Source organism: Paracidovorax valerianellae (assembly GCF_900102625.1).
Classification (GTDB): Bacteria; Pseudomonadota; Gammaproteobacteria; order Burkholderiales; family Burkholderiaceae_C; genus Paracidovorax; species Paracidovorax valerianellae.
The window spans coordinates 1-15,295 of record NZ_FMZC01000019.1 but is presented as its reverse complement, the minus strand read 5'-3'; the positions used below and the strand labels follow the sequence as shown (position 1 = coordinate 15,295).

Annotated in this window: 14 protein-coding genes; 8 read left to right on the top strand and 6 right to left on the bottom strand. The window is 63.5% G+C overall.

What is annotated here, in order from left to right; genetic code table 11:
* The first annotated feature begins 81 nt into the window (after positions 1 to 81).
* Positions 82 to 483 carry an NIPSNAP family protein gene (locus BLT03_RS21030; RefSeq protein WP_092745733.1) on the top strand — a complete coding sequence of 134 codons (402 nt, stop codon included), beginning with the start codon at positions 82 to 84 and terminating at the stop codon, positions 481 to 483.
* The gene (locus BLT03_RS21025; RefSeq protein WP_092745732.1) at positions 480 to 860 is read left to right on the top strand and encodes an antibiotic biosynthesis monooxygenase family protein; all 381 of its coding nucleotides are present in this window, start codon (positions 480 to 482) and stop codon (positions 858 to 860) included. Before BLT03_RS21030 ends, BLT03_RS21025 begins: the two co-directional genes overlap by 4 nt.
* On the opposite strand, the gene BLT03_RS21020 is transcribed toward BLT03_RS21025, so the two are convergent.
* The gene (locus BLT03_RS21020; protein ID WP_092745731.1) at positions 815 to 4,042 is read right to left on the bottom strand and encodes an EAL domain-containing protein; all 3,228 of its coding nucleotides are present in this window, start codon (positions 4,040 to 4,042) and stop codon (positions 815 to 817) included. The genes BLT03_RS21025 and BLT03_RS21020 overlap by 46 nt on opposite strands.
* A 300-nt stretch (positions 4,043 to 4,342) precedes the next feature.
* On the opposite strand from BLT03_RS21020, the gene rpsU reads away from it, so the two are divergent.
* The gene (gene rpsU / locus BLT03_RS21015) at positions 4,343 to 4,555 is read left to right on the top strand and encodes a 30S ribosomal protein S21 (protein ID WP_007833691.1); all 213 of its coding nucleotides are present in this window, start codon (positions 4,343 to 4,345) and stop codon (positions 4,553 to 4,555) included.
* A gap of 120 nt (positions 4,556 to 4,675) precedes the next feature.
* Positions 4,676 to 5,125, top strand: coding sequence for a GatB/YqeY domain-containing protein (locus tag BLT03_RS21010; protein WP_092745730.1), 450 nt, complete (start codon positions 4,676 to 4,678; stop codon positions 5,123 to 5,125).
* Positions 5,126 to 5,265: 140 nt separating this feature from the next.
* Here BLT03_RS21010 and BLT03_RS21005 read toward each other — a convergent pair whose 3' ends face one another.
* On the bottom strand, positions 5,266 to 6,240 hold the full coding sequence (locus BLT03_RS21005; RefSeq protein WP_092745729.1) for a LysR substrate-binding domain-containing protein: 975 nt from the start codon (positions 6,238 to 6,240) through the stop codon (positions 5,266 to 5,268).
* Between the two features lie 105 nt (positions 6,241 to 6,345).
* On the opposite strand from BLT03_RS21005, the gene BLT03_RS21000 reads away from it, so the two are divergent.
* Both BLT03_RS21000 and BLT03_RS20995 read left to right on the top strand, forming a co-directional pair.
* The gene (locus tag BLT03_RS21000; protein ID WP_092745728.1) at positions 6,346 to 7,437 is read left to right on the top strand and encodes a tartrate dehydrogenase; all 1,092 of its coding nucleotides are present in this window, start codon (positions 6,346 to 6,348) and stop codon (positions 7,435 to 7,437) included.
* 211 nt (positions 7,438 to 7,648) lie between these two features.
* Positions 7,649 to 8,203, top strand: a complete 555-nt coding sequence (locus tag BLT03_RS20995; RefSeq protein ID WP_245711492.1) for a hypothetical protein — start codon at positions 7,649 to 7,651, stop codon at positions 8,201 to 8,203.
* 178 nt (positions 8,204 to 8,381) lie between these two features.
* On the opposite strand, the gene BLT03_RS20990 is transcribed toward BLT03_RS20995, so the two are convergent.
* The 4 genes from BLT03_RS20990 to BLT03_RS20975 form a co-directional block, all read right to left on the bottom strand.
* Entirely contained in the window at positions 8,382 to 9,296 is a 915-nt protein-coding gene (locus BLT03_RS20990; protein ID WP_092745727.1) for a DUF4435 domain-containing protein, read from the bottom strand.
* Positions 9,293 to 10,708 (bottom strand): AAA family ATPase, encoded by a 1,416-nt coding sequence (locus BLT03_RS20985; RefSeq protein WP_092745726.1) that lies wholly within the window; start codon positions 10,706 to 10,708, stop codon positions 9,293 to 9,295. The genes BLT03_RS20990 and BLT03_RS20985 overlap by 4 nt, the downstream gene beginning before the upstream one ends.
* Before the next feature lie 196 nt (positions 10,709 to 10,904).
* Positions 10,905 to 11,837, bottom strand: coding sequence for a LysR substrate-binding domain-containing protein (locus BLT03_RS20980; protein ID WP_092745725.1), 933 nt, complete (start codon positions 11,835 to 11,837; stop codon positions 10,905 to 10,907).
* Between the two features lie 60 nt (positions 11,838 to 11,897).
* Positions 11,898 to 12,353, bottom strand: coding sequence for a thioesterase domain-containing protein (locus tag BLT03_RS20975; RefSeq protein WP_092745776.1), 456 nt, complete (start codon positions 12,351 to 12,353; stop codon positions 11,898 to 11,900).
* A gap of 159 nt (positions 12,354 to 12,512) precedes the next feature.
* Between BLT03_RS20975 and BLT03_RS20970 the strand changes: the two genes are divergently transcribed.
* Positions 12,513 to 13,517 carry a tripartite tricarboxylate transporter substrate binding protein gene (locus BLT03_RS20970; RefSeq protein ID WP_092745724.1) on the top strand — a complete coding sequence of 335 codons (1,005 nt, stop codon included), beginning with the start codon at positions 12,513 to 12,515 and terminating at the stop codon, positions 13,515 to 13,517.
* 92 nt (positions 13,518 to 13,609) lie between these two features.
* On the top strand, positions 13,610 to 15,160 hold the full coding sequence (locus tag BLT03_RS20965; protein ID WP_092745723.1) for a UxaA family hydrolase: 1,551 nt from the start codon (positions 13,610 to 13,612) through the stop codon (positions 15,158 to 15,160).
* Positions 15,161 to 15,295: the final 135 nt, after the last annotated feature.

Here is a 15,295-nt window from a genome sequence, read left to right as displayed (position 1 = left end):
CTGCGCCGCACTCCGCCGCCAAGCCGCCTCCACGCTGCCTGTCGTTCCGCCTTCATCGCCATCCCCACTGGAGACACCCAAATGGCCCTCACCTGCTTCATCCGCTACGAACTCGACCCCTTTCAGATCGACGCCTTTCGCGACTACGCCGCGCACTGGGGCCGCATCATTCCGCGCTGCGGCGGCCACCTGCTGGGCTACTTCGTGCCCAGCGAAGGCACGAACTACGAGGCCTGGGGCCTGATCGCCTTCGACAGCCTGGCCGCCTACGAGGCCTACCGCGCGCGGCTGCGGGCCGATCCGGAAGGCCGCGCCAACTTCGAGCGGGCGCAGCGCCAGCGCTTCATCCTGCGCGAGGAGCGGACCTTCGCCGAGGTGGTGGATGGCACCTTCCAGCGCGCGGCCCTACCGCCCCATCCGCCGCTGTCGCTGTCGCTCGCAGCCGCACCGCAGCCCCACGTCGCGCCCGGAGCCGCCGCATGATCGCCGTGATCTTCGAAGTCGTGCCCAGCGCCGAAGGCCGCCAGCCCTACCTGGACACCGCGGCGGCGCTGCGCGGCGAGCTGGAGCGCATGGACGGTTTCGTCTCCATCGAGCGCTTCGAAAGCCTCAGCCAGCCGGGCAAGCTCTTGTCGCTGTCGTTCTGGCGCGACGAGTCCGCCGTGGCGCAGTGGCGCCAGCGCGAGACCCACCGCCACGCGCAGGCTGCCGGCCGCGCGGGCATGTTCGCCGACTACCGCCTGCGCGTGGCGGCCGTGCTGCGCGACTACGGCCTGAACGAGCGCGAACAGGCGCCCCCCGATTCGCGCTGCGTTCACGACGGCACGGGGGCCTCGGCGTCGGCGCCCGATCCCGCATAGGCGCGTGCCCAGGCCTCCAGCGCCGGCACGGGCAGCGCGGGGCTGAAGTGGTAGCCCTGCAGTTCGTCGCAGTCGAGCACGTCCAGCGCCTGGGCCGTGGCCGGGTCTTCCACGCCCTCGGCCACCACCTTGAGGCCCAGCGTGTGCCCCAGGGCGATCACGGCGCGGGCGATGGCCATGTCGGCGCTGCTGGTCAGCATGTCGCGGATGAACGATTTGTCCACCTTGAGCTTGTCGATGTCAAAGCGCTTGAGGTAGGCCAGGCTGGAATAGCCCGTGCCGAAGTCGTCGATGGACAACTGCACGCCCAGCCCTTTGAGCGCCGCGAGCTGCTGCTGCGCAGCGCCCGCGTTTTCCATCAGCTGCGATTCGGTCAGCTCCAGTTCGAGCCAGCGCGGGGGCATGCCGCAACGCGCCAGCAGCGTGCGGATGTCGGGCACCAGCGCCGGGTCGGCCAGTTGCGCGGCCGAGAGGTTGACCGACACCGGCAGCCCCGCCAGCGCGGCCGGCCCTGACTGCCACCGCGCCCATTGCAGGCAGGCCTGCTCCATCACCCAGGCGCCGATGGCGCGGATCAGGCCGGCCTCTTCGGCGATGGGAATGAACTCGCCCGGCAGCACCTGGCCCAGCACCGGGTGGTTCCAGCGCACCAGCGCCTCAAGGCCCGTGAGGCGGCCCGAGTGCGTGTCCACGCGCGGCTGGTAGTGCAGCTCCAGCTCGTTGCGCTCCAGCGCGCGGCGCAGCATCTGCTCCATGGCCTGGCGGGCCTGCACGCGCCGGTCAGTCTCCAGCGAATACAGGCGCGCCATGTCGCGGCCGGTGGTCTTGGCCTCGTACATGGCGGCGTCGGCGCGGCGCATCAGCTCGTCCAGATCGGTGCCGTCTTCGGGGTACACCGCAATGCCCACGCTGCACGACACGTTCAACTCGTGCCCCTGCACCGGATGGCTCTGGCGGATGAGCGGAATCAGCCGCTCGTCCACGGTTTGCATCACCGCCTGGGAGCCGCTCACGCCGCGCATCACGATCACGAATTCGTCGCCGCCCAGGCGGCTCACCGTGTCGTGCGCGGGCACGGCCTGCACCAGCCGCGCCGCCACCGAGCGCAGCAGGCCGTCGCCGATGTGGTGGCCCAGCGTGTCGTTGATCGACTTGAACCGGTCCAGGTCGACGAACAGCACCGCCACGCGCTCGCCCGCCGTGGCCGCATGCGCCAGGGCCGCCTCCAGCCGCTGCACGCACAGCGAGCGGTTGGGCAGCTCGGTCAGCACGTCGTGGTGGGCCAGGAACTGGATGCGCTCTTCATTGCGCTTGCGGTCGGTGATGTCGATGGCGATGCCGATGTGGTTGGCCACCGCCCCGCCCTTGCCGCCCTCGCGCACGGCCGACACCATGAGCCAGGCCGGGTAGGTCTCGCCCGAGCGGCGCCGAAATCGCACCTCGCCCTGCCACGACTCCTTGTCCTGCAGCGTGCGGGCGATGCGCTGGCCCAGCGGCGGCTCGCCCGCGTCTTCCAGCAAGAAGCCCAGGTCTTCGCCGATCACCTCGTAGAAATCGTAGTGCGTGCTGCGGCAGAACGCCTTGTTCACGCTCAGGATCTTCTGGCCGGCGCTCATGATGATGATGCCCTCGGACGACGCCTCGAACACCTTGGCCCACAGCTCCAGCCGCTGCTCCATCACCTTGAGCACGTTGATCGGCGTGAAAGCGGTCAGCATCGCATCGCGCCCCTGAAAATGCAGCCGCCGCGCCGACAGCACGGCCCACAGCGGCTCGGCGCTGCCCTTCCAGCGCACCTCGAATTCGTCCACCACGCCCTGGTCGGCCAGCCGCTGGAAGAAGCGCGCACGCACGCCCGGCTCCATGCCCGTGCGCCAGGGGTCGATGGTGGTGCCGTTCAGCCACAGGCCTGCCGGGGCGTTGGCGTGCAGCACCTCATGCTCGGGCACCGAGGTGACCACCATCGGAATGGGCAGCGCCTCCACCAGTTCGCGCTGCGCCTCGGCGGCGCGGGCGCTGGCGGCCAGTTCCTGCTGCAGCACGCGCTCGCGGTCCAACTGGGCCAGCATGCCGTTGAAGGCAGTCACCAGCCGGCCGATCTCGTCGCGGCTGACCCAGTGCGCGCGCAGCGTGTGGTCGCCGCTTCGGCGCACCTCGTCGGCCACGCGCGCCAGTTGCTGCAGCGGCTTGGCGATCTGCCGCGCCACCAGCGTCACCAGGCTCAGGATGCAGCCCAGCAGCAGCACCGCCGTGCCCAGGTGCAGCCACATGCGCGCGAAAAGGTCGTCCACCCGCGCGTACAGCAGCCGGTCCAGCTCCACCGTGCCCTGCACCCAGGCGGTCTGCAGCGCGCCCAGCAGCGCCTTCTGCCGCGCGGGCAGCTCGGCCACCGCCGTGCCCACGTCGCCCTGGGCGATGCCCTGCAGCAGCGCCTGCAATTCGCTGCCCGCCGTGCGCAAGGCCGCGCGCTGCGCGCCCAGCGCCGTCCGCAGCGCCGGCGAGCCCGCGATGAAAGCCTGGTTGTAATCCGCATCGATGCCCAGCATGACCGCATCGAGCCGGCCGGCCAGCGTGAGCAGCTCGGCCGCGCGGTGGTCGCCCTGGCGCGCGCTGTGCGTGTTCAGGAACGCCACCGTGTCGTGCGTGACCTGCAGCAGCTCCGGAAAGCGCAGCAGGATCAGCGACATCACGTAATAGCTGTCCAGGTCGGGGTCGAGGATCAGGTTGGACTGGTTGCCCACCGTGGTGAGCAGCTCGCGCCCCTGGCGCAGCAACGGCCCGCGCACCGGCTCGCTGGCTTCGCCCAGGGGCATGCCGGTGCCGGCACCCGACGGGTCGCCCGCGGCGGACTGGCGCAGCAGCGCCTCGAAACGCTCGGCCGGCTCGCTCGTCTTGAGCGCCGCATCGTGCGCCGTGCGCACTGCTGCCAGCCGGTCGTGCAGCAAGATGCCGGCAATGCCGTCGGCCGGCAAGAAGGCGCCCATCAGCCCGTCGCGCACGACCGACGCATAGGCGGTGCCCACGATCTCCTTGCGCGCGAAATCGATGGCCAGAAACTTCTCGTGGATCAAGATGCCCGACACGTAGATCACGGCCGTCAGATCCAGCAGGTAGATGAGCATGAGCTTGCGGCCCACACTGAGCCGGCCCAGCCAGCTCGATACGCGGTGCATGATTGCCATGGTGTGGTGCGTGGGCCCCGCGGCAGGGTCCAGGGAAACGGCGCGGGGCGGTTGCGGGAACGGGCGCCCATCGAAACGGCGCCACCGCAGTCCCCATGCAAATTCCAAGCCATACGCCTGGCTACAACGTGCCCGCCACGCGGCCATCGACAGGCCGGATTACAAGGCTATAATCTTCGGCTTTGCTGGCAATACCCCGTCGGCCAATACTAGTTACAGACGGGGAACCCGCTACACATGGCATCCAGGCCCGATCTCCCGGATACCCTCTGTGGGCACAATTTTGGAAACCATTAGCTAATGACCACCATCCGCGTAAAAGAAAACGAACCCTTTGACGTCGCCCTGCGCCGCTTCAAGCGCACCATCGAAAAGCTCGGCCTGCTGACCGACCTGCGCGCCCGTGAGTTCTACGAGAAGCCCACCGCAGAGCGCAAGCGCAAGAAGGCTGCCGCCGTCAAGCGCCATTACAAGCGCGTTCGCAGCATGCAGCTGCCCAAGAAGCTGTACTGATCCAGGTACACCAGCCGGCCTCACCGCCGCAAAACCCGCGCTAGGGACGCCAAGCGCGGGTTTTTTCGTTTGGGGCAAAACCCGCCCCACCCGTCCACCCCTTGTTGACCGGAGAAAAACATGAGCCTCAAAGAAAAGATCACCGAAGACATGAAGACCGCCATGCGCGCCAAGGACAGCGAGCGCCTGGGCACGATCCGCCTGCTGCAGGCCGCGATCAAGCAAAAGGAAGTTGACGAGCGCATCTCCCTGGACGACGACGCCGCCGTGGTCGCCATCGTGGACAAGCTCATCAAGCAGCGCAAAGACTCCATCACCGCCTTCGAAGGCGCGGGCCGCCAGGACCTCGCCGACAAGGAAAAGTCTGAAATGGCCGTGCTCCAGGGCTACCTGCCCGAGCGCATGTCCGCCGAAGAAACCCTGGCCGCCGTGAAAGCCATCGTGGCCGAACTGGGCGCCGCGGGCCCCGGCGACATGGGCAAGGTCATGGGCGTGGTCAAGACCCGCCTGGCCGGCAAGGCCGACATGGGCCAGGTGTCTGCCGCCGTGAAGGCTGCGCTGGCCGGCTGATCTCAGCACACCGAAGGCGCGTGCAATGCGCGCCTTTTTTTGCGTCTTTGCAGCCTGCGCTCGACCGCTTTCGGGCTTGATGAGCGGCACTGTCAGCGCTTCAAAAAGCCGGGCACCGGCGCCGCCCGGCCGCTCCTCTTTCACCCTCGCGCATCACCATCGGCATCGGCATCGGCACCAACGCCGCTAACGCCACCACCGCCGCTACCGCCGGCCGCCCATTCCCCGCGCAGGTGCTCCTGCAAGAACTCCACGCACACGCGCACCTTGGCCGACCGCTCCAGCCGCGTCGGGTACACCGCCCACACGTTGGCCTCCTGTTGCCAGTCCGGCAACACGCGCACCAGCTGGCCGCCGACCAGGCTCGCCCCCACGTCCCACAGCGACCGCAGCACGATGCCGCGCCCGTCGATGGCCCACTGCACTGCCATCTCGCCGTTGTTGGCCGACAGCGGGCCGCGCACTTTCACCGATTGCTCCGCCCCGCCGCTGCGCAGGCGCCACACGCCGAACGGGTGGTCGCGCTCCTTGATCACCAGGCAGTCGTGGCTGGAAAGATCGGCCAGCGTGCGCGGCATGCCATGGCGCGCCAGATAGGCGGGCGCCGCGCACAGCACCCGGTGGTTGTCGGCCAGCCGCCGCGCAATGAGGTGCGGTGCGATCTCGTCGCCCACGCGCACGTCCAGGTCGAACCCCTCGCCCGCCACGTCCACCAGCCGGTCGAACACCTCCAGCCGCACCTGCAGCCCGGGGTGCCGCTCCACCAGCCGCGACAGCGCTGGCGCCACGATGCGCCGGCCGAAGCCGAAGCTGCAGCTCACCCGCAGGAGGCCGCGCGGCTCGCGGCGGGTGACTGCCACCTCCTGCAGCAATTGGTCCACATCGTCCAGGATGCGCTGCGCCCAGTGAAAGACGCGCTCGCCCTCCTCCGTCACCACCACCCGGCGCGTGGTGCGGTGCAGCAGCTTCACCGCCAGGTCTTCCTCCAGCAGGCGAATGCGCTTGCTCACATAGGCGGGTGAGGTGCCCAGCTCGATGGCGGCCTCGCCGAAGCTGGATTTGCGCACCACCACGATGAACACGCGCAGGTCATCGCTGGAAGGAATTTTGTGCACGAAGTGTGAAGAATGAGACCACAGGCGGCGGATTGTATTTTGCGCAGCACTGCCGAACAATGCCTTCACCCGGCACCCGCCGCACCCCTTTCACTGAAGGACACCATGAGCAAAACCACCTACAAAATCGCCGTCATCCCCGGCGACGGCATCGGCAAGGAAGTCATGCCCGAAGGCCTGCGCGCCATCCACACCGCGGCCGAGCGCTTCGGCTTCGCGCTGGAATGCCGCACCATCGACTGGGCCAGCTGCGACTACTACGCCGCCCACGGAAAAATGATGCCCGACGATTGGAAGGCGCAGTTGGCCGGCGTGGACGCCATCTTCTTCGGCGCCGTCGGCTGGCCCGCCACCGTGCCCGACCACGTCTCGCTGTGGGGCTCGCTGCTCAAGTTCCGCCGCGAGTTCGACCAGTACATCAACCTGCGCCCCGTGCGCCTTTTTGAAGGCGTGCCGTGTCCGCTCGCCGGCAGAAAGCCCGGTGACATCGACTACTTCGTCGTGCGCGAGAACACCGAGGGCGAATACACGTCCATTGGCGGTGTCATGTACGAAGGCACCGACCGCGAGATCGTCATCCAGGAATCGGTCTACTCGCGCCACGGCGCCAACCGCCTCTTGAAGTTCGCCTTCGACCTGGCCCAGAGCCGCGCCAAGAAGCACGTCACGCTCGCCACCAAAAGCAACGGCATCGCCATCAGCATGCCCTGGTGGGATGCCCGCGCCGACGACATCGCCAAGGGCTACCCGGGAGTGACGCTGGACAAGCAGCACATCGACATCCTCACCGCCCGTTTCGTGCTGCAGCCCGGCCGCTTCGACGTGGTCGCCGCCACCAACCTGTTCGGCGACATCTTGAGCGACCTGGGCCCCGCCACCACCGGCACCATTGGCCTCGCGCCCTCGGCCAACCTGAACCCGGAGCGCCACTTCCCTAGCCTGTTCGAGCCCGTGCACGGCTCGGCGCCGGACATCTACGGCCAGAACATCGCCAACCCCATCGCCATGATCTGGTCGGGCGCACTGATGCTGGACTTTTTGACGCAGGGCCAGGGCGCGGGCAGGCAGGCGCACGATGCCATCGTGGCGGCGATTGAAGAGGTGATCAAGACCGGGCCCAAGACGCCGGACTTGGGGGGCACGGCCAATACCACGCAGGTGGGGGAGGCGATTGCGGAACGAATCACCAGGGCTTGATCAACGCAGGGCCGGCGCTCTGGTCACTCCGGCGGGCGCTTGCGCGGCGACCTTCAAACCCGAGCCAACGCAGCCACCATTGCACACAATTTCGGCGAGTCATTGTCAGTTTCACGAAAGCCTAAAAAAGCCCAATCCGGCGGCATTTAAAGGGAGGTACGCGAGCCCACACCAGCCCATGGTTCGCTGCCTGTGAAACTGATAAGGCTCTATGACCGAACAAAAATTGGTGTGCTTGCCCGACGGGTGCCGTAAACCTATCGAGGTTTCCGATCCGGGCGCGATGAACAGGGTGGTCCTCAAGCTCCAGCAACTCTATCGAGCATCAACGCTGGCCGGAGACAGTGCCGCTCAGTACTGGGCAGATATCGCAGTGAACTCGAAGAGCCCGCTTGGCCCCCTGGCGCATGTGCCCGGCGCCTTGGCCGTTCTGTGGACCCCAGACATTGCACCCACCACAGCCCTGACGCTTGGGACCGCGGGGTATGGCTTCGCAGCGCTGCCGAAAAATCTGATCCATTTCACCACCAGGGCCGGCGCCGCCGGCATAGCTCGCACTGGGGTCATCAACGCCAGCCCTTTCGGATTGGATGGCATCTTCGGAGCGGGGGTGTATATGGCCCGCATAGGCAGGCCCCTCAATGGATTCATCGAGAAGGTTTCGCGCATCCCCATTCACATTTCCACTCCAGCAGGCACCGTGCGAATCGTGCCCTACCTTGTCTATGTGAGGTGGGGCCTCCAAGGCGTTAAGGTCGCAAGATGAAACCCGTTCCCCCGTCGCGTGTAGTGCGCAGAGCAACCGTCCTGTTCGCCTGGATATGCTGGGGAATCGCCTACTGGCAGTCGAACTGGTGGTGGTTCGCCGGCTCATTCGTGCCATACCTCTTATCCAATAGCTTCAGCCACTTGCTGGATAGAAATCGAGATAGCTATTAATTGAGCTATAAAGCCCAATCAGTAAGGCAATTTAACGGACTTGAGCTCAAAGCATTTGTAGCCAGCCAATTAGCATCATGCGCGAGCTTAATCTCTTGGAAGCCGCGCTCAATATCGACTGCAATTTCCTCATTCGAAAATTCCGTAGCGAGATTTGCAGCACAAGCCCTAAGCATTTGCTCACCCAAATGTCCATGACAGATCCACTGCATGTCGGAGGCATTTAATGCCATTAAATCTGCACGACTCAGCTCAGCTTGCGTCTCAACCTGCAAATCGAATGCAATTCCTCTATTTTTGCCTGCAAGAGCTAAGTCAGACGTAGGTTGGTAAGCATTTCCCAACCATATTACATGTGACGCCTTCAAAAGACCTTTCTGGCAAGTAGTAATTAAATTAAGTCTTTTTGCCGCAAGTGAGAAAGCAACAGAGATTCTGAGCATGGATTCGAAGCGCTGAAGGAGCTCGACAAAAAACTGCGCCTGAAGGTTAGAGCCATAATGCATCTTTAGAAAACTACAAGCCGCCGATGCAGTAAACCAGTAGTTTTCAATAGAATGCCCATGTGTCATATGTCCCCAACTAGGCGTAGCAATTGGTGGGTGTGGATTTTGCAATGTCACAAGATTTACACCATCCCATTCCCTATCAACAAGACACTTGAGATTTGAGGTTAAATTTGAAAAATGCACCCCGGTGTTTATTACACGAGTTCTATTGCCCAAGCCAGAAAAGCTTCGCTCACGAGAAATTAGCGACACCTCATCGATAACACATTGGCGTTCCTTTCCAGAGATAACTTCTTTTTCCAAAAGAATGCGCGATATTACGCGCTTATCAACACTTCCCTCTACGACTATCGTTTTCCTCTTCCGGAGCATCAAAACAAGTTCGTACGATTTTAGATCGTAAGTACTCATAGCGAGTCGTCCAACAAAGAATCGGAAACGACCTCTTGATTATTATTTCGACGGTAGGGTATAGGATTAAAAACCTGCACAGCATCGATATGGTCTGCCCCAACTTCTGGAGAATGAGTGCAAGCAATAATCTGACGCCCGCCCGCTTGAGCCATCAATTCCGCCAAAACGATCCGCTGCCAATCAATATGCAAAGATAATTCTGGCTCGTCTATGAGAAATGATCCGGACATTGCGCTGAGTCTGCTCGCAGAGAATAGCATTGTGAGAACTTGCCTTTCCCCCGATGACAACGATGTCAGTGGATATTGTTGATAATTTTCAGACTCAACATATGTAGAACGTGAACGTGGCGCATATCTTCTCCCTTCTGCAATATGGAGAGTTTTGTTATCTAAAAATTTGTTGACTGCCGTTTCAAATTTCTTTATTTTTTCGAACGAACTTCTCCGTTCTCGCCCACGCTGCTCAAGCATATCGGCATAGAGTCTCAGAACGCGCCTTTCCGCAGCGCCCGCTCTTGCGGCCTCCGCAGCGACTGAATCAACGGCTTGGGCAAGTTGATGAATAATCTGCGGACCATGAGGCTCATAAGGCTCTGGATTCGATTCTTCTTCTACAACAGCCGTTCTTATTCGCTGCAACAGCGTTTCTACTTCTTGCTCAGATGGCAAATCTTGACCAGATAAAAGGGCTCTCATCGTGCCCAAGAAAAAATCCGAAAACATCCTACGTTCAAAAGCAGCTGTTTCAAGTTCGGCATCTCGAAACTCCGTTTCCAACTTGTCAGTTACCTCGCCAATAGAAGGGTACCGAATAATTGGCGAAAACCCCCCAAACCATTGCCGACACTGTAAAGTTTTTTGAGCAGTCAGAGATGGCCCTTCAGTCCGGGATGGATATCGGACCGGCAATACTCCATCCTCCCTCATTACTCGAGCTTCAGCAATGCGTATTTTGTCAAACTCTTGTTGCTGGGACGGTGTTAAGGCGCCCAAAAAACTGTCATTTCTTACACGCTCCAAAATAGAACGAAAAGCAGGAAGATAATTTGGCCTATTTCCCAAAACAGATCTTAAAATACGTCTATGCAGATTACTATTTTCACTACCATCTTCGCGCCACTGCAACTCGTTTCCATCCAATGACACCAAAATACCAGACTCGTCTTTTTCAGGTCTGATTTTTATCACCGATCCATTTGACACACTGATATCAATGAGTTCAAAGCGAAGATACTTAAAGCGATCAAAATCCAACTCAAGAGTGTTAGCAATTAAATGCAAAAGAGTTGTTTTTCCACGGCCATTTTGCCCGTATAAGACATTAAGTCCCGACTTCAATTGAATATCAACATTAAACTGGCCATGCATCCCGTCAACTTGGATTCTTGTGATATATGGAGATTGCATGATTTTGCCGATTTAATAATAAAATAATATTGAATACACAGGAGATTTGCACCTTATCTTAAATTTCCACAATTTGCAACAATGATGTTACTTATATCCTGATATGCCTTCGGCTACTATCAACAAGCTGTAAACGGCAGAATGAAGTGGCAATCGTCACGCCAAATTTTCAGCTTGTATAAATTGCCTCGGCAGTCTAGGCATTTATCCCCACGTCCCTCAAACACCCCACCAACGCCTGCGTCACCGGCGTCCCCTCCACCCCCCGCATCCGGATCAACCCCACCGGCGGCAATTCGATCTCCACCGGTACCTTCACTACCGCCAGCATCCCCTGCTCCGCAAAATGCCGGGCCACCGTGCGCGCCATGAACGCCACGGCGCCGCGCTGGTGCAGGAAGGTGATCTGCGACAGGAACGATGCCGACTCCACGATGTCGGCTGGCGGGTGCAGGTCGTGCGCGAAGAATTGCTGCTCCAGCTTCACGCGCAGCGAGGCCCATGGGGGCGGCAGCACGCAGGGCTGGGTGGCGATGTCGGCCCAGCGGGGTTTGCGCTTGGTCGCCAGCGGGTGGCCCGGGCGCACGACGGCGACCATGGGGTCGTCGTAGAGGGCTTCGGTTTCCAGGTCGGGCGAGGCGTAGCCCGGCTCCAGGCGGCCGACGAACAGGTCCAGCTCGCCCAGGCGCAGCTTCGGCAACAGGCGCGTCAAGTCGCCCTCTTCGATCAGCACGGTGGTGTGGCTCGACCGGGCCTTCAGCTTCTCGACTGCCTGCGCGAGCAGCACGGGCGTGGCGGCGACCATGGCGCCGACGCTGGTGCGGCCGCGCGCGCCGCTGGCTTCGGCGGCGATTTCGTCGCGCGTGCGGTCGTAGCCGGCCAGCACCGAGCGCGCGAAGCGCACCACGCTGGCACCCGCTGCCGTGGGCTCGGTGCCGCGGGTGGAGCGATCGAACAGCGGCAGGCCGAACATGCGCTCGATCTCGGCCAGGGTCTTGGAGACGGCGGGCTGCGTGACGGACAAAAAATCCGCCGCGCGGCCGACGTGGCGAAACTGGTCCAGCGCGACGAGCATCTGCAGGTGCCGCAGCTTGAGGTTGGAGCGTAAAACGCGGTCGATCTGGCTCATGGGATGTGGGCTTGGCGTGGGTTTGGAGTGCGTGTGTGTGAATTGGAAGCAGTGGCTCGATCAGCGGTGCAACACGAACTGCCCCGTGAACTGCACCGCGTCGTCTTCGCTGTCCTCCGCGCGGACGCGCGTGTGCAGCGCCAGCCGCGCGCGGCCGCGGCGCTGGTAGGTGGTGAGGAAGGTGCGCCACAACGCCGGGTCGGGCGCTTCGCAGATCGCCACCGCCGCGCCGCGCACGGGCAGCGGGTAGCGGATGTGGCTTTCCTGGATGACGATGTGCCCGCCGCCGATGCCCTCTTCCCGCAGCCGAAGATGCAGCCAGCCCCAGCCGGCCAGCACGGCGCCGCAATACAGGCTGCCGCCGAACATCGTGCTCTTGTGGTTCACGTTGGGCTCCAGGGGCAGGTGCAGGCGCAGCGCGTGGCCCTGCCAGCGCAGCACGGTCAGGCCCATGTCGCGGGTGAGCGGAATGTCGTGGTGCAGCACCTGCTGCAGGGCGTGGGTCGGATCGGTCATGAAGGCTTCGTCTCGTTCGTGATGCGGGGAGGTGAAAGCGGCTTTTGGCTTCATAACCTAGAGGCTATGAAGCCAGTCCGCGAATTCATTGGAAAGCAATGATTGTCTGCCCAAGAATCCGGTCTGTGCCGATCCGATAAAAACAGACAGGAGACAACGATGAACCCATCTTCCCGCCCCATGCAGCGGCGCCAGTTCGTGCTGGGGGCTGCCAGTGCGGCCGCCCTGGCCGCCACATCCACATTCACCTCCGCCGCGCGGGCCAACGGCTACCCCGACCGCCCCATCACCTTCATCTGCCCCTGGCCGGCGGGCGGCACGGCCGACCAGTCGATGCGCACGCTGTGCACGGTGGCCGGCCGCGTGCTGGGCCAGGCCGTGGCGGTGGAAAACCGCGCCGGTGCCTCGGGAATGATCGGCTCGAAGGCGCTGGCCTCGGCCAAGCCGGACGGCTACACGATCGGGCAGATTCCGATTTCGGTGGCGCGGTTTTCTCAGCTGGGCACGCTGCAGGCCGACCCGCGCAAGGACTTCACCTACCTGGCGCGCACCTCGGGGCAGACCTTCGGCATCGCGGTGCCGGCCGATTCGCGCTTCAAGACGCTGCAGGATTTCGTGCAACACGCCAAGGCCAACCCGGGCCTGGTGACGTATGCGCATGCGGGGGTCGGCGGCGCCACGCACGTGGGCATGGAAGAGTTCGCCGGCGTGGCGGGCATTCGCCTCAACCATGTGCCGTTCAAGGGCGGGGCCGAGGCGCTGCAGGGCGTGCTGGGCGGGCATGTGGATGCGCTGGCCGATTCCAGTTCTTGGGCGCCGCATGTCGAAGCCGGCAAGCTGCGCCTGCTGGCCACCTGGGGCGAGCAGCGCACCGCGCGCTTCAAGGACACGCCCACGCTGCGCGAGCTGGGCTACGACGTGGTGGTCGATGCGCCCAACGGCATCGGCGCGCCCAAGGGGCTGGACCCGGCGGTGGCGGCCAAGCTGCGCGACGCCTTCCGCCAGGCCGTGGCAAGCCCCGAGTTCAAGGCCGTGGCCGACCGGCTCGATGCGCCGCTGCTGTACCTGGACGGCCCCGACTACGAAAAATACGTGAACACGGTGTATGCCAAGGAGACCGTGCTGATCGACAAGCTCAAGCTGCGCGAGCTGATGAAGAGTTGATGAAAAGTTGATGCAACGCTGCCAAGCCGCCTGCAAGCGCCGAGCCCCGCAGCGCTGACGACAACCGCGCGCCCCACCCGAAAGCCCCACCGATGAACGCCATTGCGCCACCCCAGAGCCTTGCCGACAGCCCCCTGCTGCACCTGCACCCGAACGACAACGTGCTGGTCGCCAAGTCGGCGCTGGCGATCGGGCAGTCGATTCCCGAGCTGGGTGTGCGCACGCGCGCCCAGGTGCCGGCGGGCCACAAGATCGCCGCGCGGCGCATCGCGCAGGGCGAGGCGGTGAAGAAGTACGACACGGTCATCGGCGTGGCCACGCGCGACCTGGAGCCGGGCGACTACGTGCACAGCCACAACATCGAGCTGGTCGATTACTACCGCGACCCGGCCTTCGGCGCGGATGTGCAGCCGGTCGATTACGTGCCCGAGGCCGAGCAAGCGACGTTCGAAGGCTTCGTGCGCGAAGACGGCAGCGTGGGCACGCGCAATTTCATCGGCATCCTGTCGTCGGTGAACTGCTCGGCCACGGTCATCAAGCAGATCGCCGCGCACTTCACGCCGGAGCGGATGAAGGCCTTCCCGCACATCGACGGCGTGGTGGCTTTTGCGCAGAGCAGCGGTTGCGGCATGTCGTCGCCCAGCGAGCATTTCGACGTGCTGCGCCGCACGATTGCGGGCTATGCGCGCCACCCCAACCTGGCGGGCGTGCTGATCGTGGGGCTGGGCTGCGAGCGCAACCAGGTCGATGGGCTGGTGGATTCGCAAGGGCTGCAGCGCGGGCGGCTGATGCGCACGCTGGTGATGCAGGACGTGGGCGGCACGCGCGCCACCATCGCCGCCGGGGTCGAGGCGATTGAGGCGATGCTGCCCGCGGCCAATGCCGCACGGCGCAGCACGGTGAGCGCCAGCCATTTGAAGATCGGGCTGGAATGCGGCGGCTCGGACGGGTTTTCGGGCATTACCGCCAACCCGGCGCTGGGCGCGGCGATGGACGTGCTGGTGCGCCACGGCGGCACGGCCATCCTGTCGGAGACGCCGGAGATCCACGGCGTGGAGTTCATGCTCACGCGCCGGGCGATCACGCCCGAGGTGGGGCAGAAACTGCTGGACCGCCTCGCCTGGTGGGAGCGCTACGCGGCCGGGCAGAACGCGCAGTTCAACGGCGTGGTGGGCCACGGCAACCAGGCGGGCGGCCTGGCGAACATCTTTGAAAAATCGCTCGGCTCGGCGATGAAGGGCGGCACCACGCCGCTGCGCGCGGTGTACGAATACGCCGAGCGCATCGACGAGCGGGGCTTCGTCTTCATGGACTCGCCGGGCTACGACCCGGTGGCCGCCACGGGGCAGATCGCCAGCGGCGCGCAGCTGATCTGCTTCACGACCGGGCGCGGCTCGATGTTCGGCAGCAAGCCGGCGCCGACGATCAAGCTGGCGAGCAACACGGCCATGTACCAGCGGCTGGAGGAAGACATGGACATCAACTGCGGGGTGATCCTGGACGGCGAACTGACCGTGCCCGAGATGGGCCAGCGCATCTTCGAGCAGATCCTGCGGCACGCCAGCGGCGGCGCGACCAAGAGCGAACTGCTGGGCCTGGGCGACCATGAATTCGTGCCGTGGCACCTGGGCATCGTGAGCTGATCTTCTCGCCGCCTGCGCAATCACTACTAAATTGATAGCGCACCTCCCTAGTGCTGATTGCGCCAGAGTCCGATTTCATTCAAACCCTCGTTTTATGGCCTTTTTCCCATGCCCCTGACCCTCACCCGCCCCGAC

Bases quoted from the DNA above. Each gene is read 5' to 3' on its own strand.
- BLT03_RS21030 (WP_092745733.1), top strand. From the start codon at position 82: ATGGCCCTCACCTGCTTCATCCGCTACGAACTCGACCCCTTTCAGATC.
- BLT03_RS20970 (WP_092745724.1), top strand. From the start codon at position 12,513: ATGAACCCATCTTCCCGCCCCATGCAGCGGCGCCAGTTCGTGCTGGGG.
- BLT03_RS20965 (WP_092745723.1), top strand. From the start codon at position 13,610: ATGAACGCCATTGCGCCACCCCAGAGCCTTGCCGACAGCCCCCTGCTG.
- BLT03_RS20990 (WP_092745727.1), bottom strand. From the start codon at position 9,296: ATGAGTACTTACGATCTAAAATCGTACGAACTTGTTTTGATGCTCCGG.
- BLT03_RS21010 (WP_092745730.1), top strand. From the start codon at position 4,676: ATGAGCCTCAAAGAAAAGATCACCGAAGACATGAAGACCGCCATGCGC.
- BLT03_RS21020 (WP_092745731.1), bottom strand. From the start codon at position 4,042: ATGGCAATCATGCACCGCGTATCGAGCTGGCTGGGCCGGCTCAGTGTG.
- BLT03_RS21025 (WP_092745732.1), top strand. From the start codon at position 480: ATGATCGCCGTGATCTTCGAAGTCGTGCCCAGCGCCGAAGGCCGCCAG.
- BLT03_RS20995 (WP_245711492.1), top strand. From the start codon at position 7,649: ATGACCGAACAAAAATTGGTGTGCTTGCCCGACGGGTGCCGTAAACCT.
- BLT03_RS20985 (WP_092745726.1), bottom strand. From the start codon at position 10,708: ATGCAATCTCCATATATCACAAGAATCCAAGTTGACGGGATGCATGGC.
- BLT03_RS20975 (WP_092745776.1), bottom strand. From the start codon at position 12,353: ATGACCGATCCGACCCACGCCCTGCAGCAGGTGCTGCACCACGACATT.
- rpsU (WP_007833691.1), top strand. From the start codon at position 4,343: ATGACCACCATCCGCGTAAAAGAAAACGAACCCTTTGACGTCGCCCTG.
- BLT03_RS21000 (WP_092745728.1), top strand. From the start codon at position 6,346: ATGAGCAAAACCACCTACAAAATCGCCGTCATCCCCGGCGACGGCATC.
- BLT03_RS20980 (WP_092745725.1), bottom strand. From the start codon at position 11,837: ATGAGCCAGATCGACCGCGTTTTACGCTCCAACCTCAAGCTGCGGCAC.